Annotated in this window: 22 protein-coding genes; 18 read left to right on the forward strand and 4 right to left on the reverse strand. The window is 65.6% G+C overall.

The genetic code is table 11. The features are described from left to right. Positions 1–3 precede the first annotated feature (3 nt). Genes EL335_RS01315 through EL335_RS01335 form a run of 5 tightly spaced genes read left to right on the forward strand, consistent with a single transcriptional unit; the run spans position 4 to position 4,768 of the window. A complete protein-coding gene (locus EL335_RS01315; protein WP_126443882.1) occupies positions 4–789 on the forward strand; it encodes an enoyl-CoA hydratase/isomerase family protein in 786 nt (261 codons plus the stop codon). After that, positions 789–2,789, forward strand: a complete 2,001-nt coding sequence (locus tag EL335_RS01320; protein ID WP_126443883.1) for an acetyl-CoA carboxylase biotin carboxylase subunit — start codon at positions 789–791, stop codon at positions 2,787–2,789. The genes EL335_RS01315 and EL335_RS01320 overlap by 1 nt, the downstream gene beginning before the upstream one ends. Before the next feature lie 8 nt (positions 2,790–2,797). Then, the gene (locus EL335_RS01325; RefSeq protein ID WP_126443884.1) at positions 2,798–3,706 is read left to right on the forward strand and encodes a hydroxymethylglutaryl-CoA lyase; all 909 of its coding nucleotides are present in this window, start codon (positions 2,798–2,800) and stop codon (positions 3,704–3,706) included. Beyond that, positions 3,703–3,864 (forward strand): DUF1289 domain-containing protein, encoded by a 162-nt coding sequence (locus EL335_RS01330; protein WP_126443885.1) that lies wholly within the window; start codon positions 3,703–3,705, stop codon positions 3,862–3,864. Before EL335_RS01325 ends, EL335_RS01330 begins: the two co-directional genes overlap by 4 nt. Further along, positions 3,839–4,768: an MBL fold metallo-hydrolase gene (locus tag EL335_RS01335; RefSeq protein ID WP_126443886.1), complete on the forward strand. Its 930-nt coding sequence runs from the start codon at positions 3,839–3,841 to the stop codon at positions 4,766–4,768. The genes EL335_RS01330 and EL335_RS01335 overlap by 26 nt, the downstream gene beginning before the upstream one ends. Positions 4,769–4,792: 24 nt before the next feature. Here EL335_RS01335 and EL335_RS01340 read toward each other — a convergent pair whose 3' ends face one another. Continuing rightward, positions 4,793–5,383, reverse strand: a complete 591-nt coding sequence (locus EL335_RS01340; RefSeq protein WP_126443887.1) for a chorismate--pyruvate lyase family protein — start codon at positions 5,381–5,383, stop codon at positions 4,793–4,795. A gap of 21 nt (positions 5,384–5,404) precedes the next feature. Between EL335_RS01340 and rapZ the strand changes: the two genes are divergently transcribed. The 5 genes from rapZ to EL335_RS01365 are packed head-to-tail and all read left to right on the forward strand — an operon-like array spanning position 5,405 to position 8,305. Beyond that, a complete protein-coding gene (gene rapZ / locus EL335_RS01345; RefSeq protein ID WP_126443888.1) occupies positions 5,405–6,250 on the forward strand; it encodes an RNase adapter RapZ in 846 nt (281 codons plus the stop codon). Then, on the forward strand, positions 6,247–6,624 hold the full coding sequence (locus EL335_RS01350) for a NusG domain II-containing protein (RefSeq protein WP_284155400.1): 378 nt from the start codon (positions 6,247–6,249) through the stop codon (positions 6,622–6,624). Before rapZ ends, EL335_RS01350 begins: the two co-directional genes overlap by 4 nt. Continuing rightward, positions 6,605–7,120 carry a Gx transporter family protein gene (locus EL335_RS01355; RefSeq protein WP_126443889.1) on the forward strand — a complete coding sequence of 172 codons (516 nt, stop codon included), beginning with the start codon at positions 6,605–6,607 and terminating at the stop codon, positions 7,118–7,120. The genes EL335_RS01350 and EL335_RS01355 overlap by 20 nt, the downstream gene beginning before the upstream one ends. Then, positions 7,117–7,725: a flavin prenyltransferase UbiX gene (locus EL335_RS01360; protein ID WP_126443890.1), complete on the forward strand. Its 609-nt coding sequence runs from the start codon at positions 7,117–7,119 to the stop codon at positions 7,723–7,725. Before EL335_RS01355 ends, EL335_RS01360 begins: the two co-directional genes overlap by 4 nt. Before the next feature lies 1 nt (position 7,726). Then, positions 7,727–8,305 carry an LON peptidase substrate-binding domain-containing protein gene (locus EL335_RS01365; RefSeq protein ID WP_126447593.1) on the forward strand — a complete coding sequence of 193 codons (579 nt, stop codon included), beginning with the start codon at positions 7,727–7,729 and terminating at the stop codon, positions 8,303–8,305. On the opposite strand, the gene EL335_RS01370 is transcribed toward EL335_RS01365, so the two are convergent. Beyond that, positions 8,302–8,607 carry a hypothetical protein gene (locus EL335_RS01370; RefSeq protein WP_126443891.1) on the reverse strand — a complete coding sequence of 102 codons (306 nt, stop codon included), beginning with the start codon at positions 8,605–8,607 and terminating at the stop codon, positions 8,302–8,304. The two genes, EL335_RS01365 and EL335_RS01370, sit on opposite strands and share 4 nt — an antisense overlap. 137 nt (positions 8,608–8,744) lie before the next feature. Here EL335_RS01370 and EL335_RS01375 point away from each other — a divergent pair, with 137 nt between their 5' ends. Genes EL335_RS01375 through EL335_RS01410 form a run of 8 tightly spaced genes read left to right on the forward strand, consistent with a single transcriptional unit; the run spans position 8,745 to position 19,930 of the window. Beyond that, positions 8,745–9,770, forward strand: a complete 1,026-nt coding sequence (locus tag EL335_RS01375; RefSeq protein ID WP_126443892.1) for an efflux RND transporter periplasmic adaptor subunit — start codon at positions 8,745–8,747, stop codon at positions 9,768–9,770. Further along, positions 9,767–12,856 carry an efflux RND transporter permease subunit gene (locus EL335_RS01380; protein WP_126443893.1) on the forward strand — a complete coding sequence of 1,030 codons (3,090 nt, stop codon included), beginning with the start codon at positions 9,767–9,769 and terminating at the stop codon, positions 12,854–12,856. The genes EL335_RS01375 and EL335_RS01380 overlap by 4 nt, the downstream gene beginning before the upstream one ends. After that, positions 12,853–13,869 (forward strand): efflux RND transporter periplasmic adaptor subunit, encoded by a 1,017-nt coding sequence (locus tag EL335_RS01385; RefSeq protein ID WP_126443894.1) that lies wholly within the window; start codon positions 12,853–12,855, stop codon positions 13,867–13,869. The genes EL335_RS01380 and EL335_RS01385 overlap by 4 nt, the downstream gene beginning before the upstream one ends. Next, on the forward strand, positions 13,866–16,949 hold the full coding sequence (locus EL335_RS01390) for an efflux RND transporter permease subunit (RefSeq protein WP_284155401.1): 3,084 nt from the start codon (positions 13,866–13,868) through the stop codon (positions 16,947–16,949). The genes EL335_RS01385 and EL335_RS01390 overlap by 4 nt, the downstream gene beginning before the upstream one ends. Before the next feature lie 48 nt (positions 16,950–16,997). Continuing rightward, entirely contained in the window at positions 16,998–17,657 is a 660-nt protein-coding gene (locus EL335_RS01395) for a protein-L-isoaspartate O-methyltransferase family protein (RefSeq protein WP_126443895.1), read from the forward strand. Positions 17,658–17,659: 2 nt separating this feature from the next. Beyond that, on the forward strand, positions 17,660–17,983 hold the full coding sequence (locus EL335_RS01400; protein ID WP_126443896.1) for a rhodanese-like domain-containing protein: 324 nt from the start codon (positions 17,660–17,662) through the stop codon (positions 17,981–17,983). 29 nt (positions 17,984–18,012) lie between these two features. Next, positions 18,013–19,338 carry a TolC family outer membrane protein gene (locus tag EL335_RS01405; RefSeq protein ID WP_126443897.1) on the forward strand — a complete coding sequence of 442 codons (1,326 nt, stop codon included), beginning with the start codon at positions 18,013–18,015 and terminating at the stop codon, positions 19,336–19,338. Between the two features lie 22 nt (positions 19,339–19,360). Then, positions 19,361–19,930: a Uma2 family endonuclease gene (locus tag EL335_RS01410; RefSeq protein WP_126443898.1), complete on the forward strand. Its 570-nt coding sequence runs from the start codon at positions 19,361–19,363 to the stop codon at positions 19,928–19,930. On the opposite strand, the gene waaA is transcribed toward EL335_RS01410, so the two are convergent. Together waaA and waaC are read right to left on the reverse strand one after the other, a co-directional pair. Continuing rightward, the gene (gene waaA / locus EL335_RS01415) at positions 19,909–21,162 is read right to left on the reverse strand and encodes a lipid IV(A) 3-deoxy-D-manno-octulosonic acid transferase (RefSeq protein ID WP_126443899.1); all 1,254 of its coding nucleotides are present in this window, start codon (positions 21,160–21,162) and stop codon (positions 19,909–19,911) included. The two genes, EL335_RS01410 and waaA, sit on opposite strands and share 22 nt — an antisense overlap. Continuing rightward, entirely contained in the window at positions 21,162–22,130 is a 969-nt protein-coding gene (waaC, locus tag EL335_RS01420) for a lipopolysaccharide heptosyltransferase I (RefSeq protein WP_126443900.1), read from the reverse strand. The genes waaA and waaC overlap by 1 nt, the downstream gene beginning before the upstream one ends. Positions 22,131–22,146 lie beyond the last annotated feature (16 nt).

Here is a 22,146-nt window from a genome sequence, read left to right on the forward strand (position 1 = left end):
GCCATGCAGCAGAACATCCTCACCGAAATCGATGCCGGCGTCGGCATCGTCACGCTCAATCGCCCCGAGCGCCACAACGCCTTCGACGAGGCGATGATCGACGAGCTGTCGGAAGCGCTGCTGTCGATGGCCAGCGATCCCGCCGTGCGGGTGGTGGTCATTTCGAGCATTGGCAAGAGCTTCTGCGCGGGTGCGGATCTCGGCTGGATGCAGCGTGCCGCGAACTACGATTTCGAGCAAAACCGGCGCGATGCCGGGATGCTTGCCGAGATGCTGCGCCGCATCGCCGAATGCCCGAAGCCGGTGATCGCGCGCGTGCAGGGCCCCGCCTATGGCGGCGGAGTGGGTGTCATCGCCGCCTGCGACATCGCGGTGGCCACCTTCGAAGCGCGCTTTGCACTCACCGAGGTCAAGCTCGGCCTGATTCCCGCCGTGATCGGCCCGTATGTGGTCAATGCGATCGGCGAGCGCTATGCGCGCCGCTACATGCTGACCGCGGAAGTCTTTTCTGCCGCCGAAGCCTATCGGCTGGGGCTGATTCACGAGATGGTCGCCGATGAGGCGGCGCTCGACGCGGCGGTCGGCGAATGGGTCGAGGCGATCCTGAAAAACGGCCCGCAAGCGCTTGGCGAAGCAAAGGCGCTGATTCGCGCGATCGCCGGTCAACCTTATTCGGCGGCGCTGATCGCGGACACCGTCGAGCGCATCGCCCGCGTGCGCGTCTCGCCCGAAGGGCAGGAAGGCATCGCCGCATTTCTCGAAAAGCGCTCGCCGAACTGGGTGGCGTGATGTTCGCAAAAATCCTGATCGCCAACCGCGGCGAGATCGCCTGCCGCATCATCGACACGGCGCGGCGCTTGGGGCTGCGTACCGTCGCCGTGTATTCCGAGGCCGATCGGGCAGCCCGCCATGTGCGGCTGGCCGACGAGGCGATCTCGATCGGTCCGGCGCCGGCGCGCGAGTCTTATCTCGCGATCGACAAGATCATTGCCGCTTGCCTTGCCACCGGCGCCGAGGCCGTGCATCCGGGCTATGGCTTCTTGTCCGAGAACGAAGCCTTCGCAAAGGCGTGCGCGGAAAACGATATCGTCTTCATCGGCCCGCCGCCGGCGGCGATCCGGGCGATGGGCATGAAGTCGGAAGCCAAGAAGCTGATGGCGGCGGCGGGCGTGCCACTGACGCCCGGCTATCACGGCGACGCGCAGGATGCCGAGTTCCTGCGTGAGCAAGCCGACGCGATCGGCTATCCGGTATTGATCAAGGCCAGCGCCGGCGGTGGCGGCAAGGGCATGCGGGTGGTATGGAAGGGCGAGGAGCTTCGCGACGCGCTTGCTTCCTGCAAGCGCGAAGCGGCGGCCGCGTTCGGCGACGACCACGTGCTGATCGAGAAGTTTCTCGAGCGGCCGCGTCATATCGAATTCCAGATTTTCGCCGACACGCATGGCAACTGCGTTCATTTGTTCGAGCGTGACTGTTCGGTGCAGCGCCGCCATCAGAAGGTGCTCGAGGAAGCGCCGGCGCCCGGCATGACGCCCGATCGGCGCGCGGCGATGGGCGCTGCCGCCGTCGCCGCGGCACGGGCCGTCGGCTATGTCGGCGCCGGCACCGTCGAGTTCATCGTCGAGCCGTCGGGCGCCTTCTACTTCATGGAAATGAACACGCGCTTGCAGGTCGAGCATCCGGTCACCGAGATGATCACCGGGCTCGATCTGGTCGAATGGCAGATCAAGATCGCCGCCGGCGAGCCGCTGCCGCTGGCGCAGGAGCAGCTCGTGATCCGCGGTCATGCGCTCGAGGCGCGTATCTATGCCGAGGATGCGGACAAGGGGTTTCTGCCCTCGACCGGCCGGTTGGTGCATTTCGCGGCGCCGGCCGAGACGCTCAACGTGCGCGTCGATACCGGCGTCGAGCAAGGCGACGAGATTTCGCCGCATTACGACCCGATGATCAGTAAGCTGATCGTCTGGGACGAAAACCGCGACCGGGCGCGATCGCGCATGCTGCAGGCGCTGGCCGATTTTCGCATCGTCGGCGTGACGAGCAACGTCGGTTTTCTGTCGCGGCTGGTGGCCTGTCCGGCGTTTGCCAATGCCGATCTCGACACGGGCCTCATCGAGCGCGAGCACGAATTCCTGTTTCCCGCCCAAACCGAGCCGCCGCGCGAGGCCTGGCTGCTCGCGGCGCTCGCGGAACTGCTGGGTGACCGCAACTTCGCCCGTGACCATGCCCAGGCCAGCGCCGATCCGCACTCGCCCTGGCACCTTCGCGACGGCTGGCGCCTCAATGGCATGGCGCGGCGCACGATCCTGCTGCGTGTCGGTGGATGCGAGAAGCGCATCGTCGCCGCCTTTGACGGCGATGACTTCATGCTCGAGCTCGACGACCGTGCCGTGGCGGCGGCTGGCGAGCTGCGCGACGATGGCACGCTGCGTGCCGCACTCGACGGTCGCCGCCTGACGGCGACGGTGATCGCCGCCGGCGAGAGACGTCACGTGTTCTTCGATGGCCTGGGCTTCGTCTTCGCCGCGATCGATCCGCTGCATCATGCCGGCGAAGGGGGCGGCGCGGAAGGCAGTCTTGCCGCGCCGATGCCGGGCAAGGTGGTCGCACACCTCGTTGCGCCCGGTGCGCGGGTCGAGAAAGGCACGCCGCTCGTCGTGCTCGAAGCGATGAAGATGGAGCACACGCTCATCGCGCCCACCGCCGGCATCGTCCACGCCTTCCATTACGCGCCTGGCGAACAGGTGGCGGATGGGGCAGAATTGGTGGCCTTCGAACCCAGCCACTGAAAACCCGTATGACCCTGCCCACCACCGCTCGCCTCGTCGAAGTCGGGCCGCGCGACGGCCTGCAAAACGAACCCCAGTTCGTCCCCACCGCGACCAAGATCGCACTGATCGAACGCCTCATCGACTGTGGTCTCGAGTGCGTCGAGGCCACCGCCTTCGTTTCGCCCAAGTGGGTGCCGCAGATGGCCGATGCAGCCGAGGTGCTGCGCGGCATCACATACCGGCCTGGCATCTGTCATCCTGTGCTGGTGCCGAACGAAAAGGGGTTGGAGGCGGCGCTTGCCGCCGGCGCGAAGGAAGTCGCCGTGTTCGCTGCCGCTTCCGAAGCCTTCTCGCAAAAGAACATCAACTGCTCGATCAAGGAATCGCTCGAACGCTTCAGGCCAGTGCTCGCGCGCGCGAAGGATGCCGGGATCAAGGTGCGCGGCTATGTTTCCTGCGCGCTCGGCTGCCCTTACCAGGGCGAGGTGCAGCCGATCGCCGTCGCCGATCTCGCCTGGGCGCTATTCGAGATGGGCTGCCATGAGATTTCGCTCGGCGACACCATCGGCACCGGCACGCCGGAAAAGACCAAGGCGCTGATCGATGCGGTGGCGCGCCGCGTGCCGATCAAGAAGCTCGCCGGCCACTTTCATGACACCTATGGCATGGCGATCGCCAACATCTATGCCGCCTTGCAGGAGGGTGTGAACGTCTTCGATGCCTCGGTCGGCGGGCTGGGCGGTTGCCCTTACGCGAAGGGGGCTTCCGGCAACGTCGCCACCGAGGATGTCGTCTGGCTGCTCAAGGGGCTGGGCATCGATTGTGGTGTCGATCTGGACAAACTGGTCGACACTGCGCAGTGGATCTCGATGCAGCTGGGCCGCGAACCGGCATCGAAAGTGGCGCGGGCGCTGCTCGCCAAACGTGCCGCATGACGAGCGAAGAGCTCTACCCCTGCATCGGCGTCTGCCTGCCAGACGAAGATGCAGCCTATTGCATCGGCTGCGGCCGGCCCTGGGGCACGCCCAGCCCGGAAGGTGCCGTCCCGCCAGCGCCGACTTTTGTCGATGAAGCCGAGCCCGCGCCTACCTGAGACCGTCCGGGTCATCGAACGCGGCTGGCTCTCCTCCAACAACATCCTGTTGTTCGATGGCGACGAAGCGACGCTGATCGACAGCGGCTATGCCGGCCATGCGGCGCAGACCGTCGCGCGCGTAAAGTCGGCGCTGGCGGGACGGCATCTCGTTCGCATCCTCAACACCCACGGCCACTCCGACCACATCGGTGGCAACGCGGCGCTCAAACGCGCATTCGGCTGCGCGATCTTCATTCCCGCCGGTATCGAGCAATACATCCGCGACTGGGACGAGCACGCCCTGCTGCTCACACCGGCGGCACAGCGCGGCGAACGTTTCGATCATGACAGCGTCGTGCATGCGGGAGAGACGCTGCGCATGGGCGGGTTGGACTGGCGGGCGTATGCCGCGCCGGGCCACGATCGCGACGCCCTGGTGTTCCATTGTCCCGATGCGCGGCTGCTGATTTCGGGTGATGCGCTCTGGGAGAATGGCTTCGGCATCATCTTTGGCGAGCTGTTTGGACAGCCCGGCGCGCTCGCCGACACGCGCGCGACGCTCGATTTGATCGCCGGTCTGGAAGTCGAAATCGTGATTCCCGGTCACGGCCAGCCGTTCGGTGACGTGCCCGCCGCGCTCGAGTGCGCCTACCAGCGCCTCGCCGCTTTCGAGGCCGATCCCGAACGGATGGCGAAGAATGCCCTCAAGGCCTGCTTCGTCTTCAACCTGCTCGACCTCGGCGGACTGCCGCGCCCACGGCTGGAGAGCTATCTCGCTGGCGTGCCACTCTTCCGCGATGTCGGTACGCGCCTGCTAGGCATGGACATTGCCACGCTCGCGGACTGGCTGGTGTCCGAATTGAAGCGCGGTTGCGCGCTGGAGGAGCATGACGGCATGTTGCTGCCGACGATGGCGGCGTGAGCCACCGGAGGCTGCCGCCGGCTGTCACAGCCGCGCGATGCCGGGCAGGAAAACCTCGGTGACCAGCAGCGGTCGTCCGAGGCGGCAAAAACGCGAGCGGCGCGCCCAGAGGGTCGGCAGCGGCTCACCGAGTGCCTGCTCGGCATGGCGGTGGAGCGGATGACGGGCAGTCAGGCGCGCCGCGCTCAACGGGCCGCGGCAGATCGACGGGTCGGCGAACAGGGCGGCGCCGAGCGGCCGCGAACCGATGGCCTGTGCCATGTGCCAGGCACCATTCAGATCGCGCGGCGCGAGCACGCTGTGCGCGAACACCACCGGCAGGCCGTTGGCGAACAGCAGCACCTCGCGTGTCCAGGCGTAACGCCCCAGGGGCAGCCCGATCAGCGTGCGCTCGTCGGGAAGGGGAGGCGCGCGTCGTTCGCCGAGCACACGGACTTCGAAGCTTGTGCAGCGTAAGACGATGCGCGCGGTGAGCGAACCTGGATCGGCGAGCCAGGGACGCAACCAGGCCGGAGCACCCGCCAGGGCAGGGTCGGGTTTCCAGCGGAACTCCTGGCGAGACATTTCGAGCGCTGCGTGGGGAGGGAAGGGTAGCGATGCTACCATAGGACGCATCAGCTTCTTCTCAGGCTTCCGATGCAACTCGTGCTGATCAGCGGTCTGTCGGGTTCGGGCAAGACCATCGCGTTGAACGTCCTCGAAGACGCGGGCTATTTCTGCGTCGACAATCTGCCGGCGGCGCTGCTCTCGGGGCTCGCCGGCCATCTGCTGCGCGAAGGGCACGCGCGTGTCGCGGTGGCGATCGACATGCGCGGCGGCAGCGGCATCGCGGCCTTGCCCGCACAACTGAAGCAGCTCGCCGCGCATCGCATCGACGTGCGCTTCCTGTTTCTCGACGCGCGCGATGACGTGCTGATCCAGCGTTTTTCCGAAACGCGCCGACGCCATCCGCTCGCCAGCGGCGACAAGACGCTCGCCGAGGCGATCGCCGAGGAACGCGCCGCGCTGGAAACCCTGAAAAGCCTTGGCCACCGCATCGACACCAGCCATCTGCGGCCGAATGCCCTGCGCGCGATGGTCAAGGATTTCATCGACCTGCAAGGCGATGGCGCAGGGCTGATCCTGCTGTTCCAGTCCTTCGGCTTCAAGCATGGCCTGCCGCTCGATGCCGATCTGGTCTTCGACGTGCGCTGTCTGCCCAATCCGCACTACGACCCGCTGTTACGCCCGCTCACCGGGCGCGATGCGGCGGTGATCGAGTTCCTCGAAGCGCAGCCCGAAGTGATGCAGATGTTCGCCGACATCCGCCAGTTTCTGGAAACTTGGCTGCCGGCTTACATTCGCGACAACCGCGCTTATCTAACCGTCGCCTTGGGCTGCACCGGCGGACAGCATCGCTCGGTCTGGTTCGCCGAACGTCTGGCCGCGCATTTCCGCCACAAGGCGCGCGTGCTGGTGCGCCATCGTTCCCTCATCGAATGAAACACTGGCTGGCACTGATGCGCTCCGGTGATTGGCTCACCGTGGCCTTGGGCACGTTGCTCGTCATGTCGGCCTTTGCGCTGGCATGGACTGGCGGTCGTCCCGAACGCGCCGTGATACGCGTCGAAGGCAAGGTGGTGGCCGAGTTTCCGCTCGACGCGCCGCGGCGCTTCTCGGCACGCGGCCCGTTGGGCGAAACGGTGATCGAGATCGCGCCCGGCCGCGCGCGCGTGCTCTCCGATCCGGGCCCACGGCAGTATTGCGTGCAGCAGGGCTGGCTCATCCGCCCCAATGCGATCGCCATCTGCGCGCCGAACCATGTGAGCCTTTCCCTTTCCGGGCGCGAGCCGAATCATGACAGCCTCAACTATTGAGTTGAAAGTCACCGAGACCGATCGCCGCATCGCGCGCTATGCGGCGGCGGCGATCGCGCTCGCCGTCGCCGAGGGGGCGTTACCCTCGCCTTTGCCCGGCATCAAGCCGGGACTCGCCAACATCGTCGTGCTGATCGTGCTCATGCGCCATGGTTGGCGCGAGGCGGCCTGGGTGTCGCTGTTGCGGGTGGTGGCCGGCAGCCTGTTGATCGGCCAGTTTCTCGCTCCCGGTTTCTTTCTTGCGCTCGCCGGGGCACTCGCCAGCCTCGCCATGCTCCTCTTGGCCTCGAGGTTGCCGCGGCGCTGGTTCGGCGCGGTGACGGCGAGCGTGCTGGCCGCCTTCGCGCATGTCGGCGGGCAGCTCCTGCTCGCGCGTCTGTGGCTGGTGCCCCACGACGGCGTGTTCCTGCTCGCGCCACTTTTTGGCGCATCGGCACTGGTTTTCGGTATCGTGAACGGTCTCATCGCCGCCCGCCTTTTGGAGCAACCCACTTGAAAACCATCGCCGTCGCCTGGACTGGGGCTTCCGGCCTGCCTTACGGTCTGCGCCTGGTCGAGTGCCTGATCGAGGCCGGCTGCCGCGTCTGGCTCTTTTACTCGCCAGCGGCGCAGATCGTCGCCAAACAGGAATGCGATCTCGTGCTGCCTGCGCAGCCGCGCGAAGCGCAACGAGAGCTTGCCCAACGCATCGGCGATGGGAAGGGGCTGCTCACGGTATTCGGCCGTGAGGACTGGATGGCGCCGCCGGCCTCCGGCTCCAATCCCCCCGATGCTTACGTCATCTGCCCATGCACGATGGGCACACTCGCCGAAGTCGCCGCCGGCACGGCCAAAGACCTCATCACGCGTGCCGCCGACGTGGTGCTCAAAGAGGGCAGGCCCTTGATCCTGGTGCCGCGCGAGACGCCGTTATCGATGATCCACCTCGAGAACATGCTGAAACTTTCCCGCGCCGGCGCGGTGATCCTGCCGCCTTCCCCCGGTTTCTATCACCGACCGGCCGACATCCAGGGGCTCGTCGATTTCGTCGTCGCGCGCATCCTCGATCGCCTCGGCATCGTGCATGCGCTGATGCCGCGCTGGGGAGCGGAACGTGACTGAAATGGAGCTGCCGCTGTTCCTGCTCAACGTCGTGCTGCATTCCGGAGGGCGCATGGAGCTGCGCGTCTTCGAGACGCGTTACATGGACATGGTGAAAGAATGCCTGCGCCGCAATGCGCCGTTTGGCGTCTGTCTGATCGCGCAGGGCAGCGATCTCGCCGTGCCCGGCCGGTCGACGGCCGAACCGCGCGCGGTGGGGACACTGGCGACGATCGCCGACTGGCAGATGCCGCACCTCGGTATCCTGCACATCGTCACCCACGGCGGCCAGCGCTTCCGCATTCTGTCATGGCGACGCGAGAGGAGCGGACTGGTGCGCGCGCGCGTCGAATTGCTGCCCGAGCCGCCGGTCAGCCCGATTCCCGGCGACTATGCACGCCTGGTGCCGATGCTGCGCCAGCTGATCGAATCGCTCGAGGATCAGCCGCCCAAGCCTCACCGCTTTTACGATGCCGCCTGGGTGGCCGACCGCTGGGCCGAGCTTTTGCCGTTGCCGATGGACAAGCGTCAGGAGATTCTCGAACTCGACGACGGCGTGGCGCGGCTCGACGCGATCTATCGCTTTCTCGAAGAAAGTTAACCGACGACGTTGTCGGCGACATCGACCCGCACGGCCGGCCGCGCCAGCATGCTGGCCACCGCGTCGGCATACTGCTGCGTCCAGGCGTCCGGCTGGGCGAAGCGCTTCTCGCCGGCGTATTTGGCGATGCCGAGGATGCGGTCGAGCGTCAGCACCTTGCCCATCGGGTGAGTCGGCTCGCATTCCAGCGCGAGCCATTGCTCCTCCAGCCAGCGGTTGGCGGCCTCGCGCGGCAGCGTGGCATGGGTGAAAAGCTCGTATTCGCGGTGGCGATCGAAGACGACGGTGACGATGCTGGGCATGGCGGCTTCCTTTCGTGGCTGACGGTGCAATTCTGGGGGGCATGCCCGCGGAAGAATAGTCGCCGGGGCGACAATCGCCGGCTGCATGTTGCAGGGCGGCATAATACGCATCCGCCACCGCTTTCGTGCTCCACATCATGCTGCCGCAAATCCTGATCATCCCGCTCGTCGTGCTCATCACCGCCTGCGGTCGGGAAAGCCCGCCGACCGTTGCCGTCCCGTCAGCGCCGATTTTCGCGCTCAGCACCGTGGCCGAGGTGGCGTTCTACCCTGAGCGCAGCGCGCCGGCAAGCGTCGTCGGCAAGCACGAGGCGCGCCTGTCGGCGGAAGTTGCGGCGCCGATTCAGGCCATCCCCGTGGATGTCGGCCAGACGGTAAAGAAAGGCCAGGTGGTCGTGCGGCTCGATGCGCGCGATGCCCAGCTGGCACTGGAACGCGCCCAGGCCGCTGTGGCCCAGGCCGAGGCGCGCCACGCCCTGGCGCGGGCCCAATTCGAGCGCGCCCGGGCGTTGCGCGAAAAGAATTTCATCTCGGCGGAAGCGCTGACGGTGCGCGAGACGGAGCTCGCCGCCGCCGTCGCCGATCTGCGCGCGGCGACGGCCCAGCGCGATACTGCGCGCCGTGCGCTGGAAAAACACACGCTGCGCGCGCCGTTCGATGCGGTGGTACGCGAGCGGCGTGGCCAGGTCGGGGAACTCGCCGCGCCCGGCACCGTCCTGTTGACACTGGTGTCGCACACCGAACTGGAACTGGCCGCGCAGCTGCAGCCGCGTGACGCGCAATCCCTGCAGCGTGCCGTCTCGGCAGCGCCAATTTTCGAGAGCGCGACGGGCCGCTACGAACTGAAGCCGCTGCGCGTCTCCCCTGCGGTGAACCGCGAATCGCGCAGCATCGAAGCACGTTTGGCCTTCGTCGGGCCAGCGCCGGCGGCAGGGAGCGAGGGCCGGCTGGTGTGGCGCGAGGCGCAGGCGCATCTGCCGGCCGAGCTGCTGGTGCAACGCGCAGGGCGGCTTGGCGTGTTCGTCGTCGAAGGGGGCAAGGCGCGTTTCCATGCGCTGCCGCAGGCGCAGGAAGGCCGGCCCGCACCGCTCGATCTGCCTGCGGATGCGCGCATCGTGACGCAGGGACGTCATGCCGTGCAGGATGGCCAAGCCCTGCCATGAAGCTCTACCGGCGCCTGCTCGAAAACCATCCGCTCGCCAACATCGCCTTCGTGGTGGTGTTGCTGCTCGGCGCTTACAGTTATCTCACCATGCCGCGCGAGCAGGACCCGGAGATCAACTTCAACTGGGTGATGATCACCACGGTGCTGCCCGGCGCCTCGGCCGAGGATGTCGAAAAACGGGTGACCAAGCCGCTCGAAGACGCGATCAAGGGGGTGGCGGACGTGCGCTTTTCCTCCTCATCGTCGCGCGAGGGAGTATCGAACATCCTGGTGCGCTTCCGCGAGATTTCCGAGCGCGTGTTCGACAAGCGCGTCAACGATCTGCGGCGCGAGATCCAGAACAAGGCGAAGAGCGAATTGCCCAGCGAGGCGAAAGAGCCGCGTGTGCTGGAGATCACCACCTCGAACGGTTTCCCGACCGCGCTGGTGCTCGTCACCGGACAGGCGGCCGACGAGGTGCTGAGAAACCGCGCGCGATTACTGCGTGACGCCTTCGAGCGCATGCTGGGCATCGACCAGGTGTTCGCCACCGGCCTGCGCGATCCCGAGTTCTTGGTCGAATATGACCCGGCCGCGCTGACAAACCGGGGATTGAATGGCAGCGATGTCGCCGATGCAGCGTTCGCCTGGTTTCGCGATACTTTCGCCGGCAAGCTGGAAACCGGCCAAGGCGATGCCCGCGCAGCCTGGCTGGTGCGCGTGGTGGGGCAGGATGTCGATCCGGAGCGCATCGCGCAGATCCCGGTCGGTCGCGCCGGCACGCCGTTGGCGAGCGTCGCGGAAGTCTCGCGGGCGCGCGCCAAGGCCGGCTCTCTGGCGAGTTACGCGGGCCAGCCGGCGGTAATGCTGGCGATCACCAAGAAAAGCCGCACCAACACGCTGGAGCTCATCGAGCGCATCAACCGCTTCATCGCCGAAAAGAACCCGCACCTTGCCGGCGAGGGCCTCGAATTGAAGCTGCTCGATGACCAGACGCCGAAAACCCGTGCCTCGATTGCGATCATGGAGGCGAATGCGCTCGTCGGCCTGTTGGTGGTGCTGGGAATGTGCTGGATATTCCTTGGCACGCGCATCGCCTTGCTCGTGGCGCTGGGCGTGCCTTTCGCGCTGGCGGGTACCTTCGCCGTGCTCGGCGGCCTCGGCTACACGGTGAACCTCTCGGTGCTGCTCGGCGTGGTGATTGCGCTGGGCATGCTGGTCGACGATGCGGTGGTCGTCGTCGAGTCAATCTACTACCGGATGCAACGGGGCTTCGATGCGCTGGCTGCCAGCCTTGCCGCGATGCGCGAGGTGTTCGCGCCGGTCACCGCCTCGGTGCTGACGACGATGGCGGCTTTTCTGCCGCTGATGCTCTTGCCGGGCATCGTCGGCAAGTTCATGTTCATCATTCCCTTCATCGTCACGCTCGCCCTCGCCATCAGCCTGATCGAAGCCTACTGGATTCTGCCGGTGCATGTGGTGACGGCGACACGGCAGGCCCCACCGCCGGCCGACGACTGGCGCGCCCGCTTCAACCATCTGTTGCGCGTGAAATATGCGCGCTGGCTGATTGCCGTGCTGCGTTGGCCGAGGCTGTCCGTGGCGGTGATGCTGCTGTTGTTGGCCGGTGCAGTCGCCGCGGTGGCGAGCGGACTGGTGCGCGTGCAGTTCTTTGCCTTCGATCCGCTGCGGCTGTTCTATGTCAGCGTCGACATGCCGGCCGGCGCGCCGATCGAACAGAGCCTGCGTGAGGCGCAGAAGATCGAGGCACGCGTGAAGCAACATCTGCAACCCGGCGAGGCGCGCAATACCGCCGCCTATGCCGGCGTGAAATTTACCGATACCGAACCGCTGTATGGCGAAGCCTACGGGCAGGTGGTGGTTTCATTGCTCCCCACAGAAGGCGGCCGCAGCGTTCCGGAGATCGTCGCGGCGATGCGCGCAGACATCGAGTCGATGGAGAGTCCCGGCAAGATCAGTTTCACGATGCTCTCGGGCGGTCCGCCCGTCACCCGACCGATCCGTGTGCGCGTGCGCGGCGACGATCCGCTCGAGCTGCGGGCCGCGGCCGATGCGCTGGCTGCCATCGTGCGCGCGGTGCCAGGCGCGAAGGACGTGGTCGATGACGACATTCCGGGCCGGCCGCAGCTGGTGCTGGAACTCGACCGCGAGGCCTTGCGCGCGGCGGGGCTGGATGCCGCCAAGGTGGCGCGGCTGGTGCGTCTCGCCGTCGATGGCGAGATCGTCGCCATCACGCGCGACCGCGGCGAGAAGGTGGAGCTGCGCGTGCGCGCCCGGCATCGGGGCGACGGCACGCTCGGCGCCGATATCTTCGATCTGCTGAATGACCCGGTGGCGCTGCCCAATGGCCAGACGACCACGCTCGGTGCCCTGCTGCGCGCCGAGACGAAGATCGGCAAGGGGGTGATCAAGCACTACAACCTGGCGCGCGCGATCACCGTCGAGGCCGATCTCGACAAGAAGGTCACCGACACGCTGACGGCCAACCGGTTAATCGCCGAGGGTTGGCAAAAGGTTGCCGCGCAGTTTCCGAATACCAGCATCGATTTTTCCGGAGAGATGGAGGACATCCGCGAGAGTCTCGCCGCGATGCCCTGGCTGTTCCTGCTCGGCGTCGGGCTGATCTATCTGATCCTCGCCGCGCAGTTCAGGAGCTACTGGCAGCCGCTGTTGATCCTCGTCACCGTGCCGCTCGCCTTCACCGGCGTCGCCTTCGGCCTGCTGATTTCACGCAACCCGTTGTCGCTGTACACTCTCTATGGCGTGATCGCGCTGACGGGCATTGCGGTGAATTCCGCGATCGTGCTGATCGATGCCGCCAACGAACGCTTACGCAGTGGCATGAGTGTGCTGCATGCCGCAGTGTATGCTGCACGCCGGCGCGTGGTGCCGATCCTGATCACCTCGACGACGACGGTCGGCGGACTGTTCTCGCTCGCCTTCGGCCTGGCCGGCAAATCGCTGCTCTGGGGGCCGGTGGCGCAGTCGATCGTCTGGGGGCTGACCATCTCCACCATGCTGACCCTGTTCGTGATCCCCTTGTTGTATTGGATGGCCATGCGCCGTCGGGAAGCTGTGCAATGAAATACTGGATCCTGCTGACACTCCCGCTGCTGGTCGCCTGCGGTGAAAAAACGCCGCCGGCAGACAAGATCGATACCGGCCCGAAACTGGTGAAGGCGCTCAAAATCGGCGCTGACAGGACGGCACGTGAGCATCTCTACAGCGGCGAAGTGCGCGCGCGCATCGAATCCACACCGGGTTTCCGCGTCGGCGGCAAGATGATCGAACGGCTCGTCGATGTCGGCGCGCGGGTCAAGCCGGGGCAGCCGCTCGCCCGACTCGATGCGAGCGATCTGCGCTTGGCATATACCCAGGCCGAGGCCAATGCCGCGCTCGCCGCCGATGAATTGAAGCGCGCCGAAGGCCTGCGCCGCCAGAACTTCATCAGCCAGGCGGCGCTGGAAGCCAAACAAACTGCCGCGACGGCGGCGCGGGCGCAAGCCGATCTGGCCAAAAACCAGGTGGCTTACGCCACCCTCGTCGCCGATACGGCCGGCGTGATCACCGCGGTTTTGGCCGAGCCGGGCCAGGTGCTCGCCGCCGGCCAGCCGGTGTTGCGCATCGCCCGTGATGGCGAGCGCGAGGTGGCGATTGCGATTCCCGAAGCGCAACTTTCCGGTCTCAAGATCGGCGCGGCGGCCACGGTGGAGCTGTGGGCCGGCAAGACCTATCGCGGCAAGTTGCGCGAGCTCGCGCCGGCGGCCGATCCGGCGAGCCGCACCTATGCGGCGCGCGTGACCATCATCGATGCCGATGACGATGTCGCCTTGGGCCGGACGGCGACGGTGCGCTTCATGAGCGCCGCGCCGGAGGAAATCGTCGTGCCGCTTACGGCCATCTTGCAACAAGGCGAACGACCGGCCGTCTGGGTGGTCGGTACCGATGGCGTGGTCGGCTTGCGCCCGATCGAAGTCAGTCGCTATAGCGATCGCGGTGCGGTCGTCACTGCTGGCCTCGAAGTGGGCGAAACCATCGTCGCCGCCGGCGCCTTCAAGCTCGCGGCCGGCGAAAAAGTGCGGGTGGCAGCTCCATGATCGGTCCGAACCTCTCCGAATGGTCGATCAACCATCGCTCGATGGCGCTCTACCTGATCATCGTCTTGATGGTCGGCGGCGCACTCGCCTTCCTCAAACTCGGTCGCGCCGAGGATCCGGATTTCACTTTCAAGGTGATGGTGGTGAGAACGCTGTGGCCCGGCGCGACGGCGCGGGAAGTCGAAACCGAGCTCACCGAACGGCTGGAGCGCAAGTTGCAGGAAACGCCGTGGCTCGACATCCTCAAGTCGGCTTCGCGGCCGGGTGAATCGCTGATCTTCCTGCAGCTCAAGGATTACACGCCGAAGGCCGAGGTGCCGCAGGCCTGGCGGGTGGTCAGAAACAAGCTCGACGACATCCGCCCGACCTTGCCGGCAGGCGTGCGCGGGCCCTATCCGAACGACGAATTCGGCGACGTCTATGTGAACATCTACGCCCTGACCGGCGACGGCTACGACTTTGCCGAACTGCGCCGTGTGGCGATGGGCATCCAGAAGGCGCTGCGCAATCTGCCCGACGTCAAGAAAGTGGATTTGTTGGGTGTGCAGGACGAGAAGATCTACCTCGACATGGCGCCGCGGCGCTTGATGGCGCTGGGACTTTCGCCGGCGATGGTGGCCAATGCCTTGGCGCAGCAAAACGCCGTGCAGCCGGCCGGTTTCATCGAGACCGAGTCCGACCGCGTGCGCCTGCGCGTCACCGGCGCCTTTGCTACGGTGGAAGCGATTCGGGACACCGATCTGGTCATCGGCGGGCGCCACCTGCGCCTGGGCGATCTCGCCGAAGTCTCGCACGGCTATGCCGAGCCGCCCAATCCGCGCATGCGCGTCGATGGCAAGGACGCCGTCGGCATCGCGGTGGTGATGGCCAAAGGTGGCGATGTGATCGCGCTCGGCCGTGCTTTACAGGCCGAGATCGCCCGGCAGAGCCGCACGCTACCATTGGGGCTCGAAGTGACGACGGTCGCCAATCAGCCGGACGTGGTGCGCGTCTCGCTCGATCTTTTCCAGGATTCACTCGTCGAGGCGCTGGTGATCGTGCTCGGGGTGAGCTTCCTTTCGTTGGGGGTGCGCACCGGCATGGTGGTGGCGCTGTCGATCCCGCTGGTGCTCGCCATCACCTTTTTGCTGATGAAAGCCTTCGGCATCGATCTGCACCGTATTTCGCTCGGCGCCTTGATCATCGCGCTGGGGCTACTGGTCGATGATGCGATCATCGCCGTCGAAATGATGGTGGTGAAGATCGAAGAGGGGTGGGAGAAAGCCAAGGCCGCCACGTTCGCCTACACCTCGACGGCGTTTCCGATGCTCACCGGCACCCTGATCACCGCCGCGGCCTTCACGCCGGTGGGCTTCGCCCGCTCGGCGGCTGGTGAATATGCCTTCGCGATTTTTGGCGTGACGGCCATTGCGCTGCTCGTCTCCTGGATCACGGCGGTCATTTTCACGCCCTACATCGGCTTCAAGATTCTCGACGAGCAGAAACTGCGCAAATATGGCGAGACGCATCACGGCGATATTTACGATACGCCGTTCTATCGCCGCTTCCGGGCGCTGGTGGCATGGTGCCTGCGCCGTCGTTTCCTGGTCATCGGGCTGACCTTGTTGGCCTTCGTCGGCGGGCTGTTGCTGTTCAAGTTTAGCGTGCAGCACCAGTTCTTTCCACCCTCCAACCGCAGCGAGCTGATCGTCGATCTATGGCTGCCGCAAGGCGCCTCGCTCAAGGCGACCGAACACGAGGTCAAACGGGTCGAGGCCTTACTGGCGCGGGAGGATTTCAAGGACAAGCTGGTCAATGTCTCGGCCTACATCGGCAACGGCGCACCACGCTTCTATCTGCCGCTCGACCAGCAGCTGTACAACGACAATTTCGGCCAGCTGGTCGTCGTCACCAAGGATTTCGCTGCCCGAGAGGCGGTGCGGCGCGCCCTGCTCGCAGAGTTTTCGGCCCCCGATGGCCGCTGGAGTCATCTGCGCGCGCGTGTGCAGCGGCTGGAAAACGGCCCGCCGGTCGGTTATCCGGTGGTGTTTCGGGTCAGCGGCGAAGACCTCGAAACCCTGCGCAGCATCGCCCAGGAGGTGGCGAGCGTGATGCGCGCCAACGCCAATCTCACCAATGTGAATCTGGACTGGAACGAAAAGATCAAAAGCGTGCGCGTGGTGATCGACCAGGATCGCGCGCGGCAGCTGGGTGTGTCGAGCCAGGAAGTCGCCCAGGCGCTCGAGGCACAACAGCAGGGCATCGTGCTCACTCAATACCGCGAGGGCGATCAACTGATCGACATCATCTGGCGCGCCGATGCTTCCGAACGCGGCCGGCTCGATCGCCTTGCCGATCTGCCGGTGCCGACGCTTTCCGGCAAGTGGATTCCGCTCGCCCAGGTGGCGCGCCTGGAACCCGCCCTCGAAGAGGGCATCATCTGGCGGCGCAACCGCCTGCCGACCATCCAGGTGCGCGGCGATCTCGCCAATGACCAGGTCACCGCGCCGACGGTGTCGCTGCAGATCGACCCGCAACTCGACGAGATTCGCCACCGCCTGCCGCCCGGCTACCACATCGAGGTCGGCGGCACCATCGAGGAGTCGGCGAAAAACGAAGGCGCGCTGAAAGCCGTCGTGCCCATGATGATCGTCGCCGTGATCACGCTATTGATGGTGCAGCTGCAGAGCATGAAGCGCACGCTGCTCGCTTTGCTCACTGCCCCATTGGGTTTGATCGGCGTGGCCCTCGCTCTTTTCCTGCTGGCCAAGCCGTTTGGTTTCGTCGCCAATCTCGGGTTCATCGCGCTCTTCGGCATGATCCTGCGCAACAGCGTGATCCTGCTCGACCAGATCGATCAGGACGAGAAAGCCGGCAAAAGCTCCTGGGAGGCGATCGTCGGCTCCGCGGTGCGGCGTTTCCGGCCGATCATGCTGACCGCCGCCGCGGCGGTGCTGGCGATGATTCCGCTCTCGAGGCAGATCTTCTGGGGGCCGATGGCGGTGGCGATCATGGGCGGGCTGATCGTCGCGACGGTGCTCACGCTGCTCTTCCTGCCGGCACTGTATGCAGCGGTCTATCGGGTCCGGGAGCCGCAGTAGAATTGCGCCATTCCAACCCCATTTGATGTGTCTGAGCGGAGACTTACGATGAATTTCGAATCAGCCCGTCATCACATGATCGAACAACAGCTGCGCCCCTGGTGTATCACCGATCCGGAGGTGATCGAGCAGCTCTACGCCGACCGGCGCGAGAATTTCGTGCCCGAAGCTTATCGCGCGTTGGCGTTCGCCGATGTCGAGATTCCCCTCGGCCACGGCGCGACGATGCTGCCGCCCAAGCTCGAAGGGCGCATCCTCCAGGCGCTTTCCGGCATGCCGCTGCGGCGCGTTCTCGAAGTCGGCACCGGCTCTGGCCACATGGCGGCTTTGTTGGCGCAGCGTGCGCAGGAGGTGTGGACCATCGAAATCGAGCCGGCGCTCGCTGATCTGGCACGCGCCAATCTCGCGCGCGCGGAAATCGACAACGTGCATGTCGAAACCGGCGACGGCCTGGCGGGCTTGCGCGACCAAGCGCCGTTCGACGCGATCGTCCTCTCGGGCGGCGTGCGCGAAATTCCCCGTCCACTGATCGACCAACTCGCCGAGGGTGGCCGCCTGGTCGGCTTCGTGCCGTTGCCGGGTCAGGAGCCGCTGATGGCGCTCTCCGTCGTCAAACGGTTGTCCGGCGACGCTTTTTCGAGCGAGGCCCTGCTCGAGACCATCGTGCCGATGCTCAAGCAGCCGCCGGCAAAGAAATTCGTGTTCTGACCATGAAGCAGATGACCGCCGCCCAGCTCAAAGAGTGGCTCGACGATCCAAAGCGCCCCAAGCCCATCCTGCTCGACGTGCGCGAGCCGTGGGAATTCGATGTCGTGCATATTCCGGGCGCCAAGCTGATGCCGATGCGTTCGGTGCCGGCGCGCTATCCCGAGCTCGACCGCAATGCCGAGATCGTGGTGATCTGCCATCACGGCGCACGCAGCTATCAGGTGGCGATGTTCCTCGAGCACCAAGGCTTTCCCAACATCATCAATCTTTACGGTGGCATGGCGGCCTGGTCGCGCGATGTCGATCCGTCCGCGCCCACCTACTGAATCTTCATCCAGCATCTTCGGAGCCTGTCATGTCGTCTTCCCTGAAACTCCTCGTCGCCCTCGCCTTGTCGGGAAGCGCCCTCATTGCCCAGGCGGCCGATCTGCTGGAGGTCTATCGCGATGCTGCCGTCTGGGACGCGCAATACGCGGCCGCGCGCGCGCAGCGCGATGCAGGGCTGGAAAAGCTGCCGCAGGGCAGGGCCGGCCTGCTGCCGACGATCGGTTTGACCGCCAACACGACCTGGAACGAAAGCGATACCACCTTGCGCGCGACCGGCACGAACGTTTCGCGCAACTACAACAGCAATGGCTGGAACGTGAGCCTGTCGCAGCCTTTGTTCCGCTGGCAGAACTGGGTAGGCTACAAGCAGGCCGAGCGGGCCGCGGCGCTGGCCGAGGTGCAGTTCGTCCAGGCGAGCCAAGACCTGATCGTGCGCGTCGCCCAGGCATATTTCGACGTGCTGCTCGCCCAAGAGGCGCTCGCCACGGCGCAGGCGCAGAAGGCGGCGATCGCCGAACAGCTCGAAGCGGCCAAAAAGAGCTTCGAGGTCGGCTCGGCGACAATCACCGACACCCATGAAGCGCAGGCCCGCTATGATCTGGCGCAGGCAGCGGAAATCGCTGCCGAAAACGATCTGGCCGTCAAACGCCAAGTGCTGCGCACGCTGACCGGCAAGGAGCCCGACACGCTCAAGGGCTTGCGTCCCGGCGTGCGGATCGACCCGCCCCAGCCGGCCGATCCCGGCCAGTGGGTGAGCGCGGCCGAAAGCGGCAATCTCGGCGTGCAGCTCGCTCAGAGCAATTTCGAGATCGCCAACCTCGAGCTCGAAAAGCAGCGCGCCGGGCATTACCCGACGCTCGATCTGGTGGCAACTCATGGCAAGAGCGGCAGTGGCTTCAGCGCCTCTGCAGGTGGCGGGGTGGATGTCAAGACCAGCACCATCGGAGTGCAGCTTTCATTGCCGATCTATGCCGGCGGCGCGGTGAGCTCGCGTGAGCGCGAGGCTGCGGCGCTCAACGAAAAGGCGCGTGCCGAGCTCGACAACGCGCGCCGCCAGGCGGCGCTTGCCGCTCGCCAGGCATATCTCGGCGTGAGCTCCGGTCTCGCCCAGGTCAAGGCCCTCGAAGCTGGTGTTGCTTCCTCGCAGCTCGCGCTCGAATCGAACAAGCTCGGTTATGAAGTCGGCGTGCGCATCAACATCGACGTCTTGAATGCGCAAAGCCAACTTTATGACACGAAGCAGAAGCTCGCCAAGGCGCGGCTCGACACGCTGCTCGCCCAGCTGAAACTGAAAGCCGCTGCCGGCACGCTCTCCGAAGCCGATCTCGCGGCGATCAACGCCTTGCTCGAATGACGCTTTCCCAGGAGGTGTGACGATGCTGAGCCGCAAACTCGAAGTCATCAGCCCCGAAGAATATCTGCGCTTCGAGGCGCAAAGCCCCGTGCGGCACGAATACGTCAATGGCCAGATATTTGCGATGACCGGCGCGAGCATTCGCCACAATGTGATCGCACTCAATATCGCCGCATCCTTGCGCAGCCATCTCAAAGCCTCTCCCTGTCGCGTGATGATCGAAGGCGTCAAGCTCCATGTCGCGCGCGAGAACGCCTACTACTATCCGGACGTGATGGTGAGCTGCGACCCGAAGCTGGAGAAACTCACTGCCAACGACATGGTGGTCGATCAGCCGACCGTGATCGTCGAAGTGCTGTCCGAATCGACCGCCGGCATCGACCGGCGCGAGAAGATGAGCGCTTATCGCAAGCTGGCCAGCCTCAAGGAGTATGTGCTCGTCGAGCAGGATCGCCGCCATGTCGAGGTTTTTCGCCGCGTAGGCGACGTCGGCTGGGAGCAGATCGTGCTCGACAATGACGACGAGCTCGATCTCGTCAGCCTCGAATTTCGCTTGCCGCTGGCCGAGATCTACGAAGGCACGGGGCTGTAGCGGGCGATCAATTCGAGGGTTTTCGCCGTCGCGCCGCGATGTTGCGCGGTAAAGGCTTTGCCGGCCTCACCCATCCGCTTGCGCAGGTCATCATCGGCGAGCAACCCGCATGCCGCTGCGACGAGGGCCTGGGCATCGGCAACCTGCCGCGCCGCACCCGCAGCGAGGGCATTTTCCGCGGCTTCGGCGAAATTGAACGTCGAAGGGCCGATCAACACCGGCACCCCCAGGCTACACGGCTCGATCAGGTTCTGGCAGCCATAATCGAGCAGGCTGCCGCCGACGAAGGCGACATCGGCTGCCGCGTAATAGGCGAACAACTCACCCAGGCTATCGCCGAGCCAAACCTGGGTCTCGGCCGCGACCGGCAGGTGGCTCGAGCGGCGCTGCAGCTTGAGCCCCTGCTGCGCGATCGATCGCGCCACCTCATCGAAGCGCTGCGGATGACGCGGCACGATGACGAGGAGAGCCGTCCGCCCAGCGCCGACTTTCGACCATTCCGCGACGATCATGGCTTCCTCGCCTTCCCGAGTGCTCGCGCACAGGAACACCGGTCGGCTGCCGATCAGCGCCCGGAAATCGGGCAGATCGCTGGGAGGGGTGACATCGAACTTGAGATTGCCGAATACCTCGACGGCCGGCGCGCCCAGTTCGCGCAGTCGCCGGGCGTCGTCTTCTCCCTGTGCGGCTATTGCGGCCAGCCCTGCGAGCGTCTGGTATGTGAGGCGGGGAAAACGTGCATAGCGCCGCGCTGATTTTTCGGACAGCCGCGCATTGACGAGCAATAGCGGGACGTTCATCTCGTTGCAAACGGCGATCAGATTCGGCCACAGCTCGGTCTCCAGCACGATGCCGAGCGCTGGCCGAAAGTGGCGCAGAAAACGGCGCAGCGCCCAAGGCAGATCGTAGGGCAGATAGACGCGCTCGACCTCACTGCCAAACAGCGCTTGCGAGGTCGCTCGTCCGGTCGGCGTCGTATGAGTGAGCAGGATGCGATGCCCTGGATAGCGTGCGCGCAGCGCTTTGACGAGCGGCTGCGCGGCGCGCGTTTCGCCCACCGAGACGGCATGAATCCACAAAGTTTCTGCGTGCGGGACGGCCCGAAAGACGCCGAAGCGTTCGCCCCAATGGCGCAGGTATTCAGGCTGCCGCCGTGCGCGCCAGAGAAGATGCAGCATTGCCCAAGGCAGCAGCAGATGGAGGGCGAGGGTATAAAGGCTACGAGCCATCATCAGACAGCCAGCTCCAACGCGGCTTTCACTACCGCCGCGGCGCTGGGAGCCTGCCCCGGCCCGCCCAGATTGCGGTGCGGCGCCGTGCCGAGCACGCCGGTGAGCTTCGGGTCGGAAGCGCAATGGATCGCCACGGTCGGACGGCCAAGCGCGGCCGCAAGATGCACAAGTCCCGTATCGACGCCGACGACCAGCTTCGCTCCCGCCAACAGCCCGGCCAATTCGGTCAAATTCATCGCCGGCGCGGCGATCGCCCGCCCGATGCCGTTGGCCAGCCGCGCCGCCCGCTCGCGTTCCGCACTGCTGCCGGCCGGCAATACAGAACGCAGGCCGATACTGGCAAGCGCCATCCCCAGCGCACGCCAATCGTCTTCCGGCCATTCCTTGGCGGCGCGACTGGTGGCGGTGAGCAGCGCCGCATAGTCGCCGCGCGGCAGCCAGGCAGCTTTCCACGACGGTGCGGCGATCCCATAGTCGAGCGGCAGATCATCCAGACGGTAGCCCAACGCGCCGGCGGCCAACAGCCGGTTGCGCATCACCGCATGCAGATCGCGCGGTACCTCGACCGCGACATCGTAAGCGAGTGCCGCCAGGCCTTCGCGCGGCGCGGCAAAGCCATATTTCTTGCCGCGGACAAGAGAGGTCAGCCAAGCGCTCTTGATCAGCCCTTGCGTGTCGATCACCGCATCGTAGGCGGCCAACTCGGCGGCTTCCGGACGGCGCACCGCACGCCGGTAAGCCATGATCTCGCGCCAAGTCTGGGAAGAAAGCGGCGCTTGTCGCCAGCGCCGCACCGCCACCGGAATCACGCCGCTCACCGCCGCATGCAGGCGGGGAATCTCGACGAAACTCTCTTCCACCACCCAATCGATCTCGGCCTGCGGCAGCGCGCGCCGAATGTCGCTGACGACCGGCAAGTTGTGGATCACGTCGCCGAGCGACGAGGTCTTGACGAGGAGGAGGCGCATGGCGGGTGTTTTACAC

Source organism: Sulfuricystis multivorans (assembly GCF_003966565.1).
Taxonomy (GTDB): domain Bacteria; phylum Pseudomonadota; class Gammaproteobacteria; order Burkholderiales; family Rhodocyclaceae; genus Sulfuricystis; species Sulfuricystis multivorans.